Genomic DNA, 21858 nt, shown 5'->3' on the forward strand with positions numbered 1-21858 from the left:
ATCCTGTTATGTCAGAAAATAAGAAAGAACAGCAAGAACAAAAGTCACAATCTTCTTTAGTAGATAAGATTCAACAATTAGGGCAGTCAAACATTCCAACAGCACCTGATTCTAATATTCACGTCTTATCAATTATTGGTCAAGTTGAGGGTCATGTACAACTACCACCACAAAACAAAACAACAAAATACGAACATCTTCTTCCGCAACTAATTGCGATAGAACAAAATCCAAAGATAGAAGGATTGATTGTACTATTAAATACGGTAGGTGGTGATGTGGAAGCTGGTTTAGCACTATCTGAAATGATTTCCTCATTATCAAAGCCGACAGTATCCATTGTTTTAGGTGGTGGTCATTCTATTGGTGTACCGATTGCTGTAGCAACTGATTACTCTTATATTGTACCTTCTGCAACCATGACGATCCATCCAATTAGATTAAATGGGCTTGTAATTGGCGTACCACAAACGTTTGAATATATGGACAAAATGCAAGAACGTGTCATTCAATTTGTTACCAGCCACTCAGACATAACTGAAGAAAAGTTTAAATCACTTATGTTTGAAAAAGGTAATTTAACACGTGATATCGGTACAAACGTTGTTGGTACAGATGCAGTTGAATATGGATTAATTAATGCAGTTGGTGGGGTTAAGGAAGCAATGGAAACATTAACTAAGCTAATTGATGTTCAAAAAGACGGTGGGAGTGTCGTGCAATGATTTTATATACGCCACTTTGTGAACATGATGTTTTTCCAACTGATCAGTCGCTATTTGATAGCCGTAAAGTTGTAAATACAAGTGATCAAACACTGCTTGTTGATAGTATAGGTAACGGTTCTTATCGAATTGTCCAATTATTATCAACAAATCCGCAAGATTATTTATCCCAATCACTTACACCGGGTGAGGTTATCAGTGAATAATAGGATTTTCTCTACGGAAAAGACTACAAATTAAATAGATATGCTATAATAGTGATAGAAGGTATCATCGTGAGATCTTTCTAAGAAGCAGATAAACCCTTGTCGATCGGACAAGGGTTTATCTGCTCATCGTGTAAAATGTACTTAGATTTGATAGTTTACAGGGGTGAAAATTTTGGCTAAAACAAAGAGAAAGAAAAACAAACGAAATACGAAAAAACTGCAACAACAATTAAAATACGAGCTTTTAGGTATCTTGTTCATTTTTCTTGCTGTTTTTGGTAGTGGAGCAAGTGCAATTAGTGAGGGAGTTATACCATCTGTTTTAGAGGACTTATTTCATCTATTATTTGGAGCTTGGTATATGATCGCATCACTAGCGTTATTAAGTATGGGATTCTATATGTTAATTAAAAGACAGGTACCCAATTTAATTAATAGAAGGTTTTTGGGCTTACTCATTGTTTTTTTAGGTGCCCTATTATGGACACACATCGGAACTTATGAACCAATCTTACAAGATCAGGAACAACAATCAGTAATAAAAACGACATATTCTTACTATCGTTCATTCTTAGATGGAGAAGTAAATTCTTCATATTTAGGAGGAGGTATGACAGGAGCTTTATTATTTGCATTTTGTTACATATTATTTTCAGCAACTGGTGCCCAGATTGTTGCGCTTTTTACAATTATTATTGGTATTATATTTGTGACTGACCTTTCTATTGGTGAGTTATTAAATAAAATGTGGCAAAAAATGAAGAAAATATGTCAACGTGCTTATGCTTCTTGGAAATCTAGACGTCAGACTAAATTAGAAAACAAACAATCAGAAGAAGATGGTTATTCAGAGGATGTTATCACGATTGATAATTCTTATTCTAATCTATCAGATGAACCAGTAATAGAAGAATTCCCTGACATTGCCTATGCATCTAGTCAAATAAGTCAAGAAACAGAACAAAAAGAAGAATCGATAGCTTCTGAGAATGATAAATCAAAAGAGAATGAACCTGAAACGGTTGAACCATTACCAATGACAGAGTTAGAAAATGTTGATTATCTATTGCCTCCGATGAAGTTATTAAATGAACCAAAAAATCAGCAACAACATAGAGAAAGAAGTACAATTCAGACTACAGTTCGTAAGTTAGAACGTACATTTCAAAGTTTTGGTGTGAAAGCAAAAGTAACAAAAGTTCATGTGGGGCCAGCGGTAACTAAATATGAGGTATATCCAGAAGCTGGTGTTAAGGTGAGTAAGATCGTTAACTTGCATGATGACTTAGCATTGGCCCTGGCAGCAAAGGATATCCGTATTGAAGCACCAATTCCAGGAAAATCTGCAATTGGTATTGAAGTACCAAATAGTGAAGTAGCTACTGTTTCATTACGTGAAGTACTTGAAACCAAACAAGCGCAGCATGGCTCTATTCTATCATTTGTATTAGGTAGAGATATATCGGGAGACGCAATAGTAGGTGAACTAAATCGATTACCTCACCTTTTAGTAGCCGGAGCAACTGGAAGTGGTAAGAGTGTTTGTATAAATGGAATTATTACAAGTATTTTAATGCGTGCTAAGCCACATGAAGTAAAAATGATGATGATTGATCCTAAGAAAGTAGAGTTAAATATTTATAACGGTATTCCGCACCTATTAGCTCCAGTAGTGACAGATCCGAAAAAAGCTTCACGAGCATTAAAAAAAGTGGTAGCAGAAATGGAACGTCGCTACGATTTATTCTCTGATACTGGAAACCGAAATATTGAAGGTTACAATGAATATATTAAAAGATATAACATGGATGAGGAAAATCAACAGCCATTACTTCCTTATATTGTTGTATTAGTCGACGAATTAGCCGATTTAATGATGGTCGCCTCAAATGAAGTAGAAGATGCAATTACAAGGTTAGCTCAAATGGCACGAGCGGCTGGAATTCATTTGATTATTGCGACACAACGACCGTCAGTAGATGTTATAACAGGTGTTATAAAAGCAAATATTCCCTCTAGAATTGCATTTAGTGTTTCCTCACAGATTGACTCAAGAACAATTTTGGATTCAGGAGGTGCGGAAAAACTACTAGGGCGTGGAGATATGTTATATATCCCGGTTGGCGCATCAAAACCTACGCGAATTCAAGGGGCATTTTTGTCAGATGAAGAAGTAGAAAGAATTGTTGATCATTGTGTTGAACAACAAAAAGCACAATACCAAGATGAAATGATTCCCGAAGAAGAGTCAGAAGTCAAACAAGAAGCGGAAGATGAATTATTTGATGATGCAGTTAAAATGATTGTCGAATTGCAAAGCGCTAGTGTTTCAATGTTGCAAAGACGTTTTCGGATTGGTTATTCAAGAGCAGCAAGGTTAATTGATGCAATGGAAGCTAGAGGAATAGTCGGTGGCTATGAAGGCTCAAAGCCAAGATCTGTGTTAATCTCTGAGTACCCAGAACAAAAATCATCCTAATAGTTAAGTCATTTTCCATCAAGTATGGATGTTGAAGATAATGTTTATGATAAGAGCCTATAGTAAATAAGTTTAATAGAAGAGTCTACCTGTTTAGTTTGACTTACTTTATCATTTAGATAGAGCTTTCATTTTAAAATAGGTAGTCTTTTCTTTTGGACTCTGAGTTCATATTATTATTTAAATTTGTAAAAAACAGTTGACTTATTGGACGTCCAACCTTTACAATGAGAGTAAGTTATTAAAGAAAGCGATTACAACTCGGTGTAGTTGTTGGACGTCTAACCCTGTTACAGTTAGGTCTATAAACATTTTTATAAAAAAAGCTGAATTATCTCTGTTGATGCGATTTTTGTATTAATAAGTATTTATTTATTAAATTAAAAATGTTATATTTATCTTTGATTAAGAAGTAGATATGTGAACTGGGGGTTTTTAAGTGTCATTGGAAGACAACGAGAGACAAGCTTGTAACCTTGCTTTAATACAATTAAGACGTGACATTAAAAATGGCATTTATCAACAGAAAGATAAATTGCCTCCAATGTACGAATTAGCTCAAAATTATCATGTATCAAGGGATATGATGGAGGACATACTAAAACAGCTAGAAGAAGAAAATATTGTCACCCAGCGAGTTGGTATTGGTACTTTTGTTAATTCACAACCTATTTATTCTTCTGGTATTGAACAGTTACGTAGTGTTACAAAAATGATTAAAAATGCTGGTAAAGTACCTGGAACGCAGTACATTGCAGCCGATATTGTTGAGCCAACCGATAATGACCGCCAACATTTTCACCCGAAAGACATACGTTCATTAGCAAAAATAGAGCGTTTACGTACTGCAGATTCAGAGCCAGTAGTCTATTGCATTGATAAAGTAGAGGATCATTTGTTACCATTGGAACAGATACATAACCAAGTCTCAATATTTCAATTGTTGGAGCAGTATAGTGGAAAACATATATCCTATGCCGTTGCATTTATTGAACCAATTGGATTTGACGAAAAAATTTCTTCTATTTTAAATTGCCAGCATGATCAAGCTTTATTACTGCTGAAGCAAATACATTACACGGAAGACGATGAACCGGTCCTATATTCAGCAAATTATTTTCGTACAGACGTTTTTAATTTTTATGTTGTAAGAAAACGAATGTAAAATTTGTGCACTTTAGGGAGGTGGTCCAACACAGCAAAGGTAACAATGTAAGTCTAATAAATTAATCTTATAAAAATTATGGGGGTATTAAGTTGAAAAAAAATCGTTTATTACTTATTTTAGGTTTATTATTAGCAGTAACATTTGTTTTAGGAGCATGTGGAACAGCTGATGAAGAAGAGGATACTACAGGAAATAATGGAGATAACACAAATACCGAAGATGCAACAGATGGTGGAGAAGAAACTGATTTCTCTGTAGCGATGGTAACAGATACTGGTGGTGTTGATGATAAATCATTTAACCAGTCATCTTGGGAAGGTTTACAAGAATTCGGTGAAGAATACGGTTTAGTTGAAATGGAAGGGTATACGTATGCACAATCAGAAAGTGATGCAGATTATTCCACAAACTTAAATCGATTAGTACAACAAGATTATGATCTTATTTATGGAATCGGGTATTTGCTTGCTGATGCAGTTTCGACAGTAGCTGAACAAAATCCTGATACTAATTTTGGAATTGTTGATTCAGTAATCGATGCTGATAATGTTGCAAGTATTACGTTCAAAGAACACCAAGGATCATTCCTTGTTGGGGTTGCTGCAGCACTTAAATCTGAATCTGGTAAAGTAGGTTTTGTTGGTGGTGTTGATAGTGATTTAATCAAAAAATTTGAAAGTGGATATAGAGCTGGTGTGAAATCAGTTGATCCTTCAATAGAAGTATCAGTACAGTACGCAGCATCTTTTGGTGATGCAGCTAAAGGGAAAGCAATTGCAGCTAGTATGTACAACAGTGGTGTAGATGTAATCTACCACGCATCTGGTGCAACTGGTAATGGTGTATTCGCACAAGCAAAAGATATTAAAAACAATGATCCAGATGCTTCTGTTTGGGTAATTGGTGTTGACCGTAACCAATACGAAGAAGGTGCTATTGGTGATACAAATGTAACTCTTACTTCAATGGTTAAGCGTGTAGACGTGGCTGTTAAAAGCGTATCAGAACAAGCTATGAATGGAAACTTCCCTGGTGGAGAAATTCTTGAATTCGGTTTAGCTGATAACGGTATTAGTGTAGCTGATACTAACGAAGAAGCTTATACAGAGGATATTGCAACTGTTGTTGAAGAATGGAAGCAAAAGTTACTTGACGGAGAAGTTGAAGCTCCTTCAACAGAAGAAGAATTAGAAGCATATCTTGAAACTCTTTAAAAACTAAGAAAAAGGCTAGAGATTGGTTTTTCTAGCCTTTTCTTTTTTTAACACTTGAACTTTTTATTGTTCTTATAAATAATACTAGCAATTATGCGAACAATAAAAAAATAAAGTCACCAAATGAAGAGCTTTAACTCACCCCTTTTCATTTGACGACTTTATTATAAATGTAAAGATAAAACCGTATAAGGAGTGGGGATTTTGGATAATTATGTAGTCGAGATGCTTCGAATACGAAAAGAATTTCCTGGTATTGTTGCAAACAATAATATCAACTTACAAGTAAAGCAAGGTGAGATACACGCTCTCTTAGGAGAGAACGGGGCAGGTAAATCAACTTTAATGAATGTTTTATTCGGTCTATATCAGCCGGAAAAAGGTGAGATTCGAATTAAAGGGGAAAAGGTTAATATAACTGACCCAAATGTAGCAAATGACCTTGGTATTGGAATGGTTCACCAACACTTTATGTTAGTAGATACATTTACTGTTACACAAAATATTATTTTAGGTACTGAACCAAAGAAGAATAGTGTTGTTGATGTAAAGAAAGCCGAAGAAGAAATTATTGCATTATCTGAAAAATATGGTTTACATGTAGACCCAAGAGCAAAAATTCGAGATATTTCTGTGGGAATGCAACAACGTGTTGAAATTTTGAAAACACTTTATCGTGGTTCAGATGTTCTTATTTTAGATGAACCAACTGCAGTTCTTACACCACAAGAAATTAACGAATTAATGGATATTATGAAATCATTAATTAGTGAAGGTATATCGATTATTTTAATCACACATAAATTGAAGGAAATCATGGAGGTTTGTGACCGTTGTACGGTTATCCGTAAAGGGGAAGGTATTGGTACTGTTACAGTTAAAGATAGTAATCCAAACGAGCTTGCTTCCTTAATGGTTGGAAGAGAAGTTAGTTTTACAACGGAAAAAACACCTCCAAAACCTAAAGATGTTGTTTTATCAATTAAAGACTTACAAGTAAAAGATATTCGTAATGCAATGATGGTAAAAGGATTAAATTTAGACGTTAAAGCTGGAGAAATTGTCGGTATTGCAGGTATTGATGGAAACGGTCAAACAGAATTAATAGAAGCGATAACTGGTTTGCGTCCTTCAGAGTCTGGTGAAATTTTATTAAATAATAAAGCGATAACAAACATGTCGCCTAGAAAAGTTACCGAATCTGGTATTTCTCACATCCCACAAGACCGTCATAAGTTTGGACTAGTACTAGATTTCCCAATTGGAGAGAATATGGTATTACAAACTTATTATCAAAAACCATATGCTAATAAAGGTGTATTATCATTTAAACGTATATATGACCATGCTAAAAAATTGATTGAAGAGTATGATGTACGAACTCCTAATCTATACACAGCAGCTAGAGCACTTTCAGGTGGTAACCAACAAAAAGCAATCATTGCACGTGAAGTAGATCGCTCACCTGATTTATTAATTGCCGCTCAACCTACTCGTGGTTTAGATGTTGGGGCAATTGAGTTTATTCATAAGAAATTAATTGAAGAACGTGATAAAGGTCGGGCAGTGTTATTACTATCATTTGAATTAGATGAAATTATGAATGTTAGTGACCGTATCGCAGTTATGTTCGACGGTAATATTGTAGAAAATGTTACACCAGAAGAAACAAATGAACAAGAACTCGGTTTGTTAATGGCTGGTAGTAGTAAAGAGAAAGCAGGTGAAAGTTAATGTTTTCTAACCGTTTATTTAATGTATTAGTCCCTATTATTTCGGTATTACTAGGGCTAATAGCTGGAGCAATCATTATGCTTGCTTTTGGTTACAATCCTATTGAAGGCTACATAGCGCTATGGAATGGAGCTTTTGGGAGTAGTTATTTCTTTGGTGAAACAGTAAGGCAAGCAACGCCATATATACTAACAGGTCTTTCTGTTGCATTTGCTTTTAGAAGTGGCTTATTCAATATTGGGGCAGAAGGGCAAGTGTTTGTAGGATGGCTTGCTGCTGTCTGGATTGGCTCTAGCTTGGATGCGCCAATGTTCATTCATTTACCGTTAACACTTATTGGCGCAGCTTTAGCAGGTGCGTTCTGGGGCTTCATTCCAGGGTTGTTAAAAGCAACTAAAGGTGTTCATGAAGTAATTATAACAATTATGATGAATTATATTGCTTTGCATTTTTCTAATTATATGATTCGTTATGTCTTAACTGATGGAAGTGATACAACTGATCGCGTGTTACCTAGTGCATCACTTGCTTCAGAATGGTTGCTTGAAATAACAAGCTTCTCTAGGATGCATTGGGGTATATTGATTGCTCTATTTGCCGCTGTAGTTGTCTGGTTCTTATTAGAAAAAACTACTGCTGGTTATGAGTTGAGGTCTGTAGGTTATAATCCTCATGCTTCAAGATATGCAGGAATGAATGTTAAAAAGAACATCATTCTTTCAATGGTAATAGCTGGAGCTTTAGCTGGATTGGGTGGTGCCATGGCTGGCCTAGGAACATTTGGTTATATGCCAACACACTCTGCATTTACCAATCTTGGTTTTGATGGAATCGCGGTTGCCTTACTAGGTGGTAATGCTGCATTAGGTACAGTTATCGCTGCATTTTTATTTGGTGTCCTAAAAATTGGTGCATTAAATATGCCTACAGCAGCTGGTGTTCCGTCTGAATTAGTTGAGATTGTTACTGCATTAATTATCTTCTTTGTAGCTTCAAGTTACATGATTAGATGGATATTACTTCGATTTAAAAAGGAGGAGAAGTAGATGGCATTTATTGATTCATTACAATCAATTATTCCGATTGCACTATTTTATTCTGCTCCGCTTATCTTTACTGCACTAGGTGGCGTATTTAGTGAACGATCTGGTGTTGTAAATATTGGTTTAGAAGGTTTAATGGTAATGGGTGCGTTTGTTGGAATTGTATTCAACCTGACGTTTGCTGATGTATTTGGAGCTGCTACACCTTGGATATCGATAGTTGTAGCTGCAATTGTTTCATCAATTTTCTCCTTGTTACATGCAGTAGCATCCGTTACATTTCGGGCTGATCAAGTAGTAAGTGGGGTTGCGATTAACTTTTTAGCTTTAGGTATAGGGGTTTTCTTAACAAAACAATTCTATGGTAAAGGTCAAACTGATATGGTGGACCGTCCGTTTTATTCTGATTCTATTCCATTCCATTCCTATCTGACATTCCTATTATTGGTGAGATGTTCTTTGGTGGAATTTACTACACCTCTTATCTAGCAATTTTATTGGCTTTTGTTGCATGGTTTGTTTTATACAAAACACCATTTGGCCTGCGATTAAGATCAGTAGGGGAACACCCTATGGCTGCTGATACGAATGGTATAAATGTTTACAAATATCGTTACATTGCTGTATTACTTTCTGGTGCATTAGGTGGATTGGGTGGTTCTGTCTTTGCACTAACAATTGCACTTAACTTTTCTGGTGCAACTATTGTGGGACAAGGTTTTATGTCATTAGCTGCCGTTATCTTTGGTAAATGGCATCCGTTAGGTGCATTAGGCGCTGCTTTATTCTTTGGTTTTGCACAGAGTCTAAGTATTATTAGTGCTGGTGTTCCATTCTTAGCAGATGTTCCAAAAGTTTACTTAATTATTGCGCCGTATCTGTTAACAATTCTTGCACTTGCAGGATTTATTGGTAGAGCGGAAGCGCCAAAAGCAAATGGTCAACCATATATTAAAGGTAGTCGTTAAGACTTAAACTATTTTAAGAGCCTGGTAATTGTTACCGGGCTCTTTTTTATGTAAAATATAATTTAAGGTGATTATGATGGATAGAATATATATAGTGTGGCAAACCGAATTACATAAGTATGAGGAGGAAAAATAATGACGTCTATTACAGAATCAAATGAAAATAAAAACTATAATTTACATGTTCTTGAAAGTAAAAAGTTTAAAACAATCCATATTATAGTTAAAATGAAAGCACCATTGAATCGTGAAAATATTACACAACGGGCACTACTCCCATTTGTGCTACAACAAGGCACAAACCGTTATCCAACAGCAAGTTTGTTCAGAAGAGCACTTGATGATTTGTATGGTGCAAGATTATCTATAGATGGTGCGAAAAAAGGTAATAACCATATTATTAGTTTTCGGATGGAAATTGCAAATCCAACTTATCTTTCGACTGAACAAAATGTAGTAGAAGAAGCTATAAAATTTATAAGTGAAACAGTCTATGATCCAAAAACCGTTGGTCAAGCATTTGATTCTGGAATTGTTCAAAGAGAAAAACAAACATTGAAACAGAAAATAAATGCTGTAGTGGATAATAAAATGAGTTTCGCAAATATGAGACTTATTGATGAGATGTGTGAAGATGAAGCGTATCGCTTACATGTGCATGGCTATAGTGAAGATCTAGAAGACATAAACGAACAAAATTTATATCAGTATTATCAGCAGTTGGTATCTCAAGATCAAATGGATATTTATGTTTTAGGTGACCTTGAAAATACTAATGTAGAAGCTTTATTATCTACACATTTTAATCAGGATAGAGCATTTAAAGCTATTGAGCTTGAAGAAGAAAAAGTAGTCCAAAGAGAAGCAAAAGAGATTGTGGAAGAACAAGATATTCAGCAAGGAAAATTACACCTAGGTTTTAGAACTAATATTACGTTTGCAAATAAAGATTATGCTGCCTTACAGGTTTTTAATGGAATATTCGGTGGCTTTCCAAGTTCAAAATTATTTATAAATGTGCGTGAAAAAAATAGTTTAGCCTATTATGCAGCTTCACGATTTGAGAGTCATAAAGGTTTATTGTTTGTCTTTAGCGGAATAGATCCAAATGATTATAAAAAGGCAAAAACAATTATTTTAGAGCAAATGGATGCAATGGTCCAAGGTGAATTTACAGATGAACAAATAGAAGAATCAAAGAAGTTGGTCACAAATCAATGGAAAGAAACATTAGACAATCCAAATGGTTTAGTGGAAGTCTTATACCATCAAGTATTAGCTGACACAACCCGATCATCTGATCAATTGCTTGATGAGATTAATCAGGTTAAAAAAGAAGATATTTTGCGTGTCGGTCAACATATAAAATTGGATACGGTATACTTTTTAACAGCACAAGGGGGTAATGAAGATGCATGAAAAAACGTATGATCAACTAAAAGAAACGATATATCATGACACTCTTGACAATGGTTTGCGTGTTTACTTACTACCAAAACGTGAAATGACAAAAACATTTGGTGTTTTCACTACTGACTATGGTTCAATTGATCAGTCGTTTACACCAATTAATCAAGATGAAGCTATAACAGTTCCAGATGGAATTGCACATTTTCTTGAGCATAAATTGTTTGAAAAAGAAGACCGTGACGTCTTTCAGGATTTTACAAAACGAGGTGCTTCAGCTAATGCATTTACATCATTCACTAAAACAGCGTATTTATTTTCGTCAACTACAGATATAGAAGAAAATGTTACGACTTTGCTTAATTTTGTTCAAGATCCATATTTTTCAGATGAATCTGTTGAAAAAGAAAAAGGAATTATTGCGCAAGAAATCCGTATGTATGATGACCAAGCCGATTGGAGATCTTTCTTCGGTACAATTCAAAGTATGTATCATAAACATCCGGTTCAAATTGATATTGCAGGTAGCGTTGATTCTATTCAAGACATCACCAAGGATGATTTGTATACATGTTATAACACCTTTTATCACCCGAAAAATATGGTATTATGTATAGCAGGTAACTTTGATCCAGAACAAATGATGGTTTTAATCAAAGCAAACCAGCAGGCAAAGACATTTCCAGATTTAAAGGAAATTGAACGTTCTTTTCCTGAAGAGCCGGCTACTGTTGCGGAGCAAAAACATGTAATAGAAATGCCTGTGTCAATCTCAAAATGTATGGTTGGTATAAAAGAAAATATGACAACTGTTAATGAATCGTTTATGCGAGATGATTTATTGGCTGATATGCTACTCGATCACTTTTATTCTAATAGTGGAGAATTTTATCGGGATTTATATGAGCAAGATTTAATTGACGATAGTTTTTCATTTGAATCAAGTCGTGAAAAGAATTTCGCGTTTTCGATTATTGGTGGTAACACATCTGAACCTGATCAATTAATGAATGTGTTGAAGCAACAATTGTTGCAGTGGAATGACTATCAATTAACAGCTGAAGATTTTGAACGAATGAAGAAAAAGAAAACTGGAGAATTACTTCGTAGTATGAACAGCTTAGAGAATATTGCAAATCAATTCACCCATTATTTAACATTAGGTTTTGATTATTTTGATTTAATTCCAACTATTGAAAACCTAACATTAGAAGAAGCAAATCAATTCTTACAAAATTGGACAAATGATACAAATATTGCGGTGTGCCAAATTGTTCCATCAAAGGGTTAAGTTGTGATGAACAAACATTGTGTGATATTAGGAGCAAGTGGAGAAATCGGTTCAGCAATTGCAATTGATTTAGCGAAATATGGATATACATTAACACTTCACTATAATAATAATAAAGAAGCAATAGAGAAATTAATAAACCAATTACCAAATGAAACAGTGTTACAAATAATTCAAAGTGATCTTAGTTATCAAACAGGAATTGAAGCTTTTATAAATCAAATGAGCATCATGCCAACACATCTTGTTTTCGCAAGTGGTCAAGCGTATTATGGGCTGCTGCAAGATACGTCAATTGAAATGATGGATCACCTATACCATATACATGCTAAAGCTGTCTGGATGATTACCAAAGCTTGCCTTCCTTCAATGGTCAGGGAAGGTTATGGTAATATCGGCGTTATTTCATCTATATGGGGAGAAACTGGTGCGAGTTGTGAAGTGATTTATTCGTCGGTTAAAGGTGCCCAGAATAGCTTTGTAAAAGCTTTAGCGCAGGAAGTGGCTCGTAGTAATATTAGGATTAATGCTGTGAGTCCGGGATTTATTGATACTAAAATGAATCAACAACTCACTTCTGAAGAGAAAAATGCTGTAATCAATGAAATTCCAGCTAATAGAGCTGGTAAACCAGAAGAAGTAGCAGCGCTTGTCACTTTTTTATTTGATGAAAAATCAGCGTATGTTAATGGAGAAAATATTAAGATTTCAGGTGCATGGTAAAAATAATGTATATTTTTATTCCAACTTCAAAAGCTAAGCATGTAAGCAAAATGAAGGAGGAATAATGAACATGTCAGTTCTAGATAACTTTGAATCATGGAAGGATTTTCTGGGGGATCGTTTACATCAAGCACAATCTCAAGGGATAAGCGAACACGCCATATCAGATCTGGCTTATGATATAGGTGATTATTTAAGTAATCATGTAGACGCCAAAAATCCTGAAGAAGCAGTAGTCAAACAATTGTGGAATGTAGCTGATACAAAAGAACAACACGCAATAGCAAATATGATGGTTAAGCTCGTAGAGAGCGAAGGTACAGACAGATAAATACCTATATTTAAAGAAGTCCTTGCTTTTCAGCAAGGATTTTTATTTTATCAACATGTGTAGTTTTTTAATTATATACAAGAAATTATTGTCGAAACAATACTTTTTTTGGTTAAACGAATAATTTCCTTTTCTAAATGGTGAAAATCATTTATCATTAGGTTAGTAGAGTTTTCACTTAAGGGAAAGTTGGATGTTCGCATCTAATCTTTGATTATGTTGATGGATGGTGTTATAAAATGGAAATCGGAGTAATGTTAAAAGAGGCTAGAGAAACAAAAGAATTATCATTGGAAGATGTTCAAAAAATCACTAAAATTCAGCTTCGTTATTTAAAGGCAATTGAAAAAGGTGATTTTTCACTTATGCCAGGAAGCTTTTACACACGAGCTTTTATTAAAGAATATGCAACTGCAGTTGGGTTAAATCCAGAGGAAGTATTAGCTGAGTATGAACATGAGTTACCCTCTGCTAGTGGACAAGATGCAATAGATTACTCACAAGTATCACGAAGTAGAAAAAGTTCACCATCTACTAAGAGTCCTGCTGTTTTTTCCATATTGCCCACAATTATTACAGTCTTACTAGTTATTGGCGTAGCATTTATTATTTATATAGTTGCTACAAGTCCTGACAATACCAATCAACCTAATGAAAATGAAACAAATGAACAAGATGGTGGAACCGAAGTAGAATTACGCGCAGATGATGAAATCGCGGAAGAAGATACTGATAATACAGCAGATGAAAACACAGACAATGGAACTGATGATGAATTAATAGTTGAAGACGAGCCAGTGGAACCCGTACTGGAATTAGATGAATATAAAAATCAAGAATCAACATATACATTTACAAATCCAGAGGATACGGTCGAGCTTGTATTTGAAACTGATAAAAGAAATTGGTTAGAGGTTGAAACTGCAGAGGGTGAAAGTCTTTATCGTGAAGAATTTCAATCTGGTGAATCACCTTTAACAATAGAAGAAATAGATACAAGTCAGATTTATTTGCGTTTTGGTGAACCAACAGATCTGACCATTTCTATAAATGGTGTCACATTAGAGTTGTCAGAAGAAATTGATCCAAGTGCTGTTCAAAAAGTTTGGATCAATATAAAAGAGGATACAGAATAGAATAAGTATGATCAAACCCTTTTCATCATACGGTGGGAAGGGTTTCTCGCTTGATTTCGATAGCAATTTAGGAGGATATAAAGTTCATGAATATACCAAATAAAATTACTTTATCACGTATTTTTTTAATTCCAGTCTTTATTTTGTTATTAAGTATTTCACTTGACTGGGGAGAATGGTCAATTGGAGAAGAAACGTTACCAGTTGTTGATTTTGTAGCAGCATTATTATTTATTATTGCTGCAGGTACAGACTGGGTGGATGGCTATTATGCAAGAAAGTACAATCTGGTTACAAATTTAGGGAAATTTTTAGATCCGATGGCAGATAAGTTATTAGTAGCATCTGCGTTTATCTTATTAATTGAAATGGGTATGGCTCCAGCTTGGATTGTCATTATCATTATCAGTCGTGAGTTTGCAGTAACTGGGTTACGACTTATTGCAGCTGGTGAAGGTATTGTTTTGGCGGCAGGAAAAATGGGCAAATGGAAAACAACATTTCAATTAGTAGCAATAGCGACACTATTATTGCACAACTTCCCATTTTCGTATCTTGGCTTTCCTTTCGCCTCGCTAATGCTTTACATTGCACTAGTTTTAACTGTTGTTTCAGGTGTTGATTATTTTGTGAAAAATTGGCATGTTATGAAAGGATCAAAATAGTGAAGACATACAATGCAGAGATCATAGGCGTTGGTACAGAGTTGTTGTTAGGTCAAATCGCAAATACGAATGCTCAATTTATTTCTGATCAGTTAGCAAAAACAGGCATTAATATTTATTATCATCAAGCTGTGGGTGATAATTTAAAAAGAGTGAAAGATAGTTTTAAACAAGCCGCAACTCGTTCTGATTTCGTTTTTGTAACAGGTGGGCTTGGTCCCACGGAGGATGATTTAACTCGTGAGGCATTTCAGGCATTAACAGGAAAACATTTAGTAGAAAACAAACAAATTATTGAAAAGATCTCAAATTATTTTGATAAAACAAATCGAAAAATGGCTGCTAATAACCGCAAACAAGCACAAATTTTCAGTGATGCTGTAATTATACAAAATCAGGTTGGAACAGCACCTGGGATGATTGTTACTTATCAACAATCATTATTTATTTTTATGCCAGGTGTTCCAAAAGAAATGAAACCAATGATGCTTAATTTTGTTTTGCCGTATTTAAAAGAAAATTTTCAATTAAAAAACCTAATTAAGTCTAGAATGTTAAAATTCATTGGTATTAGTGAGTCACAGTTAGAAACAGATGTGAAAGTGTTAATAGATAAACAAGAAAATCCTACAATAGCACCATTAGCTTCAGATGGGGAGGTAGCACTGCGGATTACTGCAAAAGCGGAGAATGAAATAATAGCAGATCAATTAATCGAACATGCAGAAAATGAAATAAAAGAATTAGTAGGCCCCTATTTTTATGGTTATGATGGTACAACAATTAATGATACAGTTTTGCATCTTTTAGCAGAGAAGAACTTAACGATTGCTTCAGCAGAAAGTTTAACAGGTGGTCTCTTTGCGGATGCACTTGTGTCTATTCCTGGTGCAGGAAAAACGTTTATGGGTAGCATTGTAAGTTATGAAGAATCGACAAAAAGTAGTGTGCTAGGGGTCTCAGAACAAACTATAAAAACAGAAGGTACAGTTAGTGACGCATGTGCTTATGAGATGGCAAAACAGGCGAGTGTTAAATTTGATGCATCAATAGGTATTAGTTTTACTGGTGTAGCTGGTCCAGATAAGGCAGAAGGAAAAGATGTAGGAACGGTGTTTATAAGCATTTATCAAGGTGAAAATCGTGTACTAACTAAATCCTTTTATTTTCCTGGAGAAAGAGATACTATTAGAAACAGAACAGTTAAAAAGGGATTGGAATTACTATATTATTGGTTAATCGAGTGAAATGGTGTTTTTTAGCGAGTAAACTAAAATTATAAAAATAGGTAAATTTTGTTTACTAATAGAACAACCTATGCAAAAAATAAAAAACACCTTACCAGAATAGTGAAAACAGTGATTAAAAACGACATTATATTGCGGGAACATTTATTCGCTTTTTTGCTTGTTAAATCTCAAAAAACAAGTTATGATAGAAATAGTTAAAATTACGAGGGGGAAATGACGTGAGTGATCGTAAACAAGCCTTAGATATGGCTTTAAAGCAAATAGAAAAGCAATTTGGCAAAGGTTCCGTTATGAAATTAGGAGAACGCGCAGAACAAAAAGTAGCAACTGTTTCAAGTGGTTCTCTAGCATTAGATGTAGCGTTGGGTGTAGGTGGATACCCACGTGGTAGAGTAATTGAAATTTATGGACCAGAGTCTTCAGGTAAAACGACTGTTTCATTACACGCAATTGCTGAAGCACAAAAAAAGGGAGGTCAAGCAGCTTTTATAGATGCAGAGCATGCACTTGACCCAGTTTATGCACGTAATTTAGGTGTTAATGTAGATGAACTTCTTCTGTCACAACCAGATACTGGTGAGCAGGCATTAGAAATTGCAGAAGCATTAGTGCGGAGTGGAGCTGTTGATATAGTTGTTATCGACTCTGTGGCAGCACTTGTTCCGAAGGCAGAGATAGAAGGCGAGATGGGTGATTCACACATAGGTTTGCAGGCACGTTTGATGTCTCAAGCATTGCGTAAATTATCTGGTGCGATTAATAAATCAAAAACAACTGCAATTTTCATTAACCAAATTCGTGAAAAAGTTGGCGTGATGTTTGGTAGCCCTGAAACGACACCTGGTGGTCGTGCTCTGAAGTTCTATTCTTCCATTCGATTAGAAGTACGCCGTGCTGAGACGCTAAAACAAGGTAATGATATGGTTGGGAATAGAACAAGACTTAAGGTAGTTAAAAATAAAGTAGCACCTCCATTTAAACAGGCCGAAGTTGACATTATGTATGGCGAAGGTATTTCTAAAGAAGGTGAACTACTGGATATTGCTTCTGATTTGGATATTATCGAAAAAAGTGGTGCATGGTATTCATATAATCAGGAACGTTTAGGACAAGGTCGTGAAAACGCGAAACAATTCCTTAAAGAAAACCCTGCTATGTTGGAAGAAATCAATAATAAGACGCGAACACATTATGGAATGGGACCAGAGGAAGAAGCTGGCGAAGAAAAATCTACTAAAGAAACCAAAGAGACTAAAGCAAAAAAAGATGAGAAAAAAGTATAATATATCTTTATTAAAAAAAGCTGTTTGCTAGACATGTCTATCATGTTTAGCTGACAGTTTTTTGTAATTTATGACTAAATTAATTAAAAATAAGACAGAATATGACGTTTCCTTGACATTACCTATTCCTGGGCTTAAAATTATTAATGTATAATTTTATTATAGTTAATTATACACCAATGATTAATGATACATTCATAATGATGTAAGAAGACTGTACATGCCGACTAAAAATTGATTTGTACAAATTTATAGCAAGAGGAGGTGAAACCATGGACTTATTATTAATAGTCATCTCCAGTTTGCTTATCCTTATCGTCGGTATTGTTGTTGGTTATCTGATTCGTAAATCTATTGCCGAAAAGAAAATTTCTAGTGCAGAAGAATTGGCAAAACAAATTGTAGAAGAAGGACATCGGAATGCAGAGGTAGCCAAAAAAGAAGCACTCTTAGAAGCGAAGGATGAAAACCACAAAATTCGTCAACAAGTGGATCAAGAACTTCGTGAAAGACGCGTCGAATTGCAAAAGCAGGAAAATCGTCTGATGCAAAAAGAAGAGAATCTAGATCGAAAAGATGAAACACTAGACAAACGTGAACTCATGTTAGAGCGAAAAGAAAGTTCGCTAGCAGAAAAACAACAACAAATTGAAGAAACGGAAAGCAAAGTAGGGGCTATGTTAAGTGAGCAGCAAACGGAGCTAGAGCGTATTTCTGGATATACAACTGACCAAGCAAAACAAATTATTTTGGAACGTGTTGAAAAAGATGTCAGCCATGAAGCAGCGATTATGATTAAAGAATCAGAAAATCGCGCAAAAGAAGAATCGGATAAGAAAGCCAAAGAGATTCTGTCGCTTGCGATGCAGCGTTGTGCTGCAGATCATGTTGCTGAAACTACTGTATCTGTAGTAAATCTGCCAAATGATGAAATGAAAGGGCGAATAATCGGACGCGAAGGACGTAATATTCGCACACTTGAAACATTAACTGGTATAGATTTAATCATAGATGATACACCAGAAGCTGTAATTCTATCTGGGTTCGACCCGATTAGAAGAGAAACAGCACGAATAGCTTTAGAAAAACTAGTTCAAGACGGACGAATACATCCAGCACGAATTGAAGAAATGGTTGATAAATCAAGACGTGAGGTAGATGAATATATTCGTGAAGTTGGGGAAGAAACTACTTTTGAAGTTGGTGTACATGGTCTACATCCAGATCTAGTTAAAGTAATTGGTAGATTGAAATATCGTACAAGTTATGGTCAGAATGTATTAAAACATTCTATGGAAGTTGCGTATCTCTCTGGAATACTTGCCGCTGAACTAGGTGAAGATGTTACGGTTGCAAAACGTGCTGGTTTACTCCATGATATCGGAAAAGCTATTGATCATGAAGTAGAAGGAAGTCATGTTGAAATCGGAAAAGAATTAGCAACGAAGTATAAAGAAAGTGACATTGTTATTAATTCAATCGCATCACACCATGGTGATGAAGAAGCAACATCAGTTATTGCAGTACTCGTAGCTGCAGCGGATGCATTGTCTGCTGCTCGACCTGGTGCTCGTAGTGAGACTTTAGAAAATTATATTAAGCGATTAGAAAAACTAGAAGAGATTTCTGAATCTTACAATGGTGTAGAAAAATCGTTCGCTATACAAGCAGGACGTGAAGTTCGAATCATGGTTAAACCGGATGAAATTGATGATTTAGAGTCAACACGTATTGCGAGAGACATTCGTAAACGAATAGAAAGTGAACTCAATTATCCTGGTCATATTAAAGTAACGGTGATTAGAGAAACGCGTTCAGTTGAATATGCAAAATAAAGCGGCCAATGGCCGCTTTATTTTTTTGAAACCATAAAGTAGTACGGTAAGCTATTATTATAGTAGTAGCTTGTTTTGACTTTTATAATTTAGTATGTAAAACTAGATATAATTTAATAGTGAGGCAGGTTTTAATGACAATGAAAATATTATTTATTGGTGATGTTGTTGGTTCTCCAGGAAGAGATCAATTACAACACTATTTACCGAAACTAAAACAAAAATATCAACCACAATTTACCATTGTTAATGGAGAAAATGCAGCTTCTGGTAAGGGTATAACAGAAAAAATATATAAGCAATTCCTCGAATGGGGAGCTCAAGTTATTACAATGGGCAATCATACTTGGAATAAAAAAGAAATTTTTGAATTTATTGATGATGCTAAATATATGATCCGACCAGCGAATTTCCCAGAGGGGACTCCTGGAAAGGGAATTCAGTATATTAATTGGAATAATATAGTGATTGCAGTAATTAATTTGCAAGGAAGAACTTTTTTAGATCCAATCGACGACCCCTTCAGAAAAGCGGATGAACTTATTGACGAGGCAAGAAAAAAGACCAATATTATCTTTGTTGATTTTCATGCAGAGGCTACAAGTGAAAAGCAGGCGTTAGCTTGGTATTTGGATGGTCGAGTTAGTGCGGTAGTAGGTACCCATACACATACACAAACAGCAGATGAACGTATTTTAGACAATGGTACTGCATATATAACTGATGTCGGTATGACAGGGCCTTATAACGGTATTTTGGGTACGGAAAGGGAAGCAGTTTTAAAAAAGTTCCTTACAAATTTACCAGTCCGGTTTGAAGTTACAAAAGAAGGAAAAGATCAACTTAATGGTGTACTTATTAATATAGATGAAAAAACAGGGAAAGCAAAAGACATTAAACGTATTTTGATTAATGATGACCATCCGTTCTTTTCATAATATTTTAACTTTTTAAGTAATCCTTTCACAATAAAAGTAATATCTATCATCTCAAGGAATATAGTAAAAGTGGAACTACTTTAGTTAATGAAGGAGGTAGCAGGAATGGACGTATTAAAAGTTTCAGCCAAATCGAATCCCAATTCAGTAGCAGGGGCACTTGCGAATGTCTTAAGAGAACGTGGCTCAGCAGAACTTCAGGCAATTGGTGCTGGTGCATTAAACCAGGGAGTTAAAGCAGTAGCGATCGCTCGAGGATTTGTAGCTCCAAGTGGTGTTGACCTAGTTTGTATTCCAGCTTTTACAGATATTATGATTGATGATGAAGAACGGACAGCAATTAAATTAATTGTAGAACCTAGGTGATTTATAGACTTACCTGTTTGCTCATTTTTAGCAAACAGGCTTTTTTCATTTGTGAAAAATTAATTAGAAAAAGGAGAGTGATAAATGTGATTATCGACGCACATTGTGATGTGTTATTAAAACTCTGGTCAGAAAAAGTGTCATTTGCAACAAGCAATAGGTTACAAATAAATGAACTGATGTGGAGAAGAAGCCCAGTCAAAGTACAATGCTTTGCAATTTTTATACCAGAAGAAATTCCGGAAGAGTTTCAATTTCAAGCAGCATTAGAAATGGTTAATATCTTCTTTGATCAAATTATTAAACCGTATGATGATATAAAATTTATTTCAAATAAAAATGATTTACTTTTGTTAAAAGAACATGAGCGGGGAGCGGTACTAACATTAGAAGGGTGTCATGCGATTGGTCGTGATCTTAACAAGTTAAAAACGTTAATTCGTTTAGGTGTTAGAGCAGTTGGTTTAACTTGGAACAATGCAAATGCTGTTTGTGATGGAATTGGTGAGAAAAGAGGTGCAGGTATAAGTAGTTTTGGGGAAGAAGTAATTGAATTGTTAAATAAAGAACAAATCTGGACTGATGTCTCACACATTTCATATAATGGATTTTTTGATGTAATGAAACATGCAGATTATGTAATGGCTTCCCACTCCAACGCATTTTCCATATGTGATCATCGTAGAAACCTTGATGATCAACAAATTCAATTGTTAATTGAAAAAAAGGGATGGATAGGTGTTACTTTTGTTCCGCAATTTACTAGTAAGAAAGCAACAGTTACCCATGAAGATTTAATCGAACATATCATTTATTACTTGAATATAGGCGCAGAGAATTGTTTGGGTTTTGGGTCAGATTTTGATGGGATTGAAGAATACATTAAGGGGTTGGAAGATATTACTGATTATCAGGTAGTGATGAATGAATTAGAATACAGAATATCGAATGAACAATTAAAAAAAATTACATATTTAAATTTCATTAATAAATTTCCTAGAATAAAAGGGTAGTTCAGTAGTTGATATAATGATCTGACTTAATTGTTGATCAGGAAAACTCTTTGTCTTTACCAATAATACTTGGTATAATA

At 34.9% G+C, this 21858-nt stretch carries 19 protein-coding genes and 1 pseudogene; all 20 read left to right on the top strand.

Going from position 1 to position 21858, the window contains the following annotated elements; all coding sequences use genetic code 11:
- The first annotated feature begins 8 nt into the window (after positions 1-8).
- The 20 genes and pseudogenes from D2K40_RS00595 (at position 9) to D2K40_RS00690 (ending at position 21778) form a co-directional block, all read left to right on the top strand.
- Positions 9-725 carry a ClpP family protease gene (locus tag D2K40_RS00595; protein ID WP_117151905.1) on the top strand — a complete coding sequence of 239 codons (717 nt, stop codon included), beginning with the start codon at positions 9-11 and terminating at the stop codon, positions 723-725.
- Positions 722-931: a YlzJ-like family protein gene (locus tag D2K40_RS00600; RefSeq protein ID WP_117151907.1), complete on the top strand. Its 210-nt coding sequence runs from the start codon at positions 722-724 to the stop codon at positions 929-931. Before D2K40_RS00595 ends, D2K40_RS00600 begins: the two co-directional genes overlap by 4 nt.
- A 175-nt stretch (positions 932-1106) precedes the next feature.
- Positions 1107-3413 carry an FtsK/SpoIIIE family DNA translocase gene (locus D2K40_RS00605; RefSeq protein ID WP_117151909.1) on the top strand — a complete coding sequence of 769 codons (2307 nt, stop codon included), beginning with the start codon at positions 1107-1109 and terminating at the stop codon, positions 3411-3413.
- Between the two features lie 439 nt (positions 3414-3852).
- Positions 3853-4578 carry a GntR family transcriptional regulator gene (locus D2K40_RS00610; protein ID WP_229666588.1) on the top strand — a complete coding sequence of 242 codons (726 nt, stop codon included), beginning with the start codon at positions 3853-3855 and terminating at the stop codon, positions 4576-4578.
- 92 nt (positions 4579-4670) lie between these two features.
- Positions 4671-5795 carry a BMP family lipoprotein gene (locus D2K40_RS00615; RefSeq protein WP_117151911.1) on the top strand — a complete coding sequence of 375 codons (1125 nt, stop codon included), beginning with the start codon at positions 4671-4673 and terminating at the stop codon, positions 5793-5795.
- A 225-nt stretch (positions 5796-6020) separates the two neighbouring features.
- Positions 6021-7529: an ABC transporter ATP-binding protein gene (locus tag D2K40_RS00620; RefSeq protein ID WP_117152422.1), complete on the top strand. Its 1509-nt coding sequence runs from the start codon at positions 6021-6023 to the stop codon at positions 7527-7529.
- A complete protein-coding gene (locus D2K40_RS00625) occupies positions 7529-8575 on the top strand; it encodes an ABC transporter permease (protein ID WP_117151913.1) in 1047 nt (348 codons plus the stop codon). Before D2K40_RS00620 ends, D2K40_RS00625 begins: the two co-directional genes overlap by 1 nt.
- Positions 8576-9540, top strand: a pseudogene (locus D2K40_RS00630) (ABC transporter permease). It begins immediately after the preceding gene.
- Between the two features lie 135 nt (positions 9541-9675).
- On the top strand, positions 9676-10959 hold the full coding sequence (gene yfmF / locus D2K40_RS00635; RefSeq protein WP_117151915.1) for an EF-P 5-aminopentanol modification-associated protein YfmF: 1284 nt from the start codon (positions 9676-9678) through the stop codon (positions 10957-10959).
- Positions 10952-12238: an EF-P 5-aminopentanol modification-associated protein YfmH gene (yfmH, locus tag D2K40_RS00640; RefSeq protein WP_117151917.1), complete on the top strand. Its 1287-nt coding sequence runs from the start codon at positions 10952-10954 to the stop codon at positions 12236-12238. Before yfmF ends, yfmH begins: the two co-directional genes overlap by 8 nt.
- A gap of 6 nt (positions 12239-12244) precedes the next feature.
- The gene (ymfI, locus tag D2K40_RS00645; protein WP_117151919.1) at positions 12245-12961 is read left to right on the top strand and encodes an elongation factor P 5-aminopentanone reductase; all 717 of its coding nucleotides are present in this window, start codon (positions 12245-12247) and stop codon (positions 12959-12961) included.
- 70 nt (positions 12962-13031) lie between these two features.
- Complete coding sequence (locus tag D2K40_RS00650) at positions 13032-13292, top strand: DUF3243 domain-containing protein (RefSeq protein WP_117151921.1); 261 nt, start codon at positions 13032-13034, stop codon at positions 13290-13292.
- A gap of 239 nt (positions 13293-13531) precedes the next feature.
- Positions 13532-14428, top strand: a complete 897-nt coding sequence (locus D2K40_RS00655) for a helix-turn-helix domain-containing protein (protein ID WP_117151923.1) — start codon at positions 13532-13534, stop codon at positions 14426-14428.
- Between the two features lie 86 nt (positions 14429-14514).
- The gene (gene pgsA / locus D2K40_RS00660) at positions 14515-15093 is read left to right on the top strand and encodes a CDP-diacylglycerol--glycerol-3-phosphate 3-phosphatidyltransferase (protein WP_117151925.1); all 579 of its coding nucleotides are present in this window, start codon (positions 14515-14517) and stop codon (positions 15091-15093) included.
- Positions 15093-16340 carry a competence/damage-inducible protein A gene (locus D2K40_RS00665; RefSeq protein WP_117151927.1) on the top strand — a complete coding sequence of 416 codons (1248 nt, stop codon included), beginning with the start codon at positions 15093-15095 and terminating at the stop codon, positions 16338-16340. The genes pgsA and D2K40_RS00665 overlap by 1 nt, the downstream gene beginning before the upstream one ends.
- A 221-nt stretch (positions 16341-16561) precedes the next feature.
- Positions 16562-17626 (top strand): recombinase RecA, encoded by a 1065-nt coding sequence (gene recA / locus D2K40_RS00670; protein WP_117151929.1) that lies wholly within the window; start codon positions 16562-16564, stop codon positions 17624-17626.
- 272 nt (positions 17627-17898) lie between these two features.
- Positions 17899-19461 carry a ribonuclease Y gene (gene rny, locus D2K40_RS00675; RefSeq protein WP_117151931.1) on the top strand — a complete coding sequence of 521 codons (1563 nt, stop codon included), beginning with the start codon at positions 17899-17901 and terminating at the stop codon, positions 19459-19461.
- 140 nt (positions 19462-19601) lie between these two features.
- On the top strand, positions 19602-20399 hold the full coding sequence (locus D2K40_RS00680) for a TIGR00282 family metallophosphoesterase (protein WP_117152424.1): 798 nt from the start codon (positions 19602-19604) through the stop codon (positions 20397-20399).
- Between the two features lie 105 nt (positions 20400-20504).
- Positions 20505-20765 carry a stage V sporulation protein S gene (locus tag D2K40_RS00685; protein ID WP_117151933.1) on the top strand — a complete coding sequence of 87 codons (261 nt, stop codon included), beginning with the start codon at positions 20505-20507 and terminating at the stop codon, positions 20763-20765.
- An 86-nt stretch (positions 20766-20851) separates the two neighbouring features.
- Positions 20852-21778: a dipeptidase gene (locus D2K40_RS00690; protein WP_117151935.1), complete on the top strand. Its 927-nt coding sequence runs from the start codon at positions 20852-20854 to the stop codon at positions 21776-21778.
- Positions 21779-21858 lie beyond the last annotated feature (80 nt).

Source organism: Paraliobacillus quinghaiensis, from assembly GCF_003426025.1.
Taxonomy (GTDB): domain Bacteria; phylum Bacillota; class Bacilli; order Bacillales; family Amphibacillaceae; genus Paraliobacillus_A; species Paraliobacillus_A quinghaiensis.

Excerpts from the sequence above, each read along its gene's own strand:
- yfmH (WP_117151917.1), top strand. The coding sequence starts at position 10,952 with ATGCATGAAAAAACGTATGATCAACTAAAAGAAACGATATATCATGAC.
- D2K40_RS00655 (WP_117151923.1), top strand. The coding sequence starts at position 13,532 with ATGGAAATCGGAGTAATGTTAAAAGAGGCTAGAGAAACAAAAGAATTA.
- D2K40_RS00600 (WP_117151907.1), top strand. The coding sequence starts at position 722 with ATGATTTTATATACGCCACTTTGTGAACATGATGTTTTTCCAACTGAT.
- D2K40_RS00625 (WP_117151913.1), top strand. The coding sequence starts at position 7,529 with ATGTTTTCTAACCGTTTATTTAATGTATTAGTCCCTATTATTTCGGTA.
- D2K40_RS00620 (WP_117152422.1), top strand. The coding sequence starts at position 6,021 with ATGCTTCGAATACGAAAAGAATTTCCTGGTATTGTTGCAAACAATAAT.
- pgsA (WP_117151925.1), top strand. The coding sequence starts at position 14,515 with ATGAATATACCAAATAAAATTACTTTATCACGTATTTTTTTAATTCCA.
- D2K40_RS00595 (WP_117151905.1), top strand. The coding sequence starts at position 9 with ATGTCAGAAAATAAGAAAGAACAGCAAGAACAAAAGTCACAATCTTCT.
- D2K40_RS00685 (WP_117151933.1), top strand. The coding sequence starts at position 20,505 with ATGGACGTATTAAAAGTTTCAGCCAAATCGAATCCCAATTCAGTAGCA.
- yfmF (WP_117151915.1), top strand. The coding sequence starts at position 9,676 with ATGACGTCTATTACAGAATCAAATGAAAATAAAAACTATAATTTACAT.
- D2K40_RS00680 (WP_117152424.1), top strand. The coding sequence starts at position 19,602 with ATGAAAATATTATTTATTGGTGATGTTGTTGGTTCTCCAGGAAGAGAT.
- ymfI (WP_117151919.1), top strand. The coding sequence starts at position 12,245 with ATGAACAAACATTGTGTGATATTAGGAGCAAGTGGAGAAATCGGTTCA.
- D2K40_RS00650 (WP_117151921.1), top strand. The coding sequence starts at position 13,032 with ATGTCAGTTCTAGATAACTTTGAATCATGGAAGGATTTTCTGGGGGAT.
- rny (WP_117151931.1), top strand. The coding sequence starts at position 17,899 with ATGGACTTATTATTAATAGTCATCTCCAGTTTGCTTATCCTTATCGTC.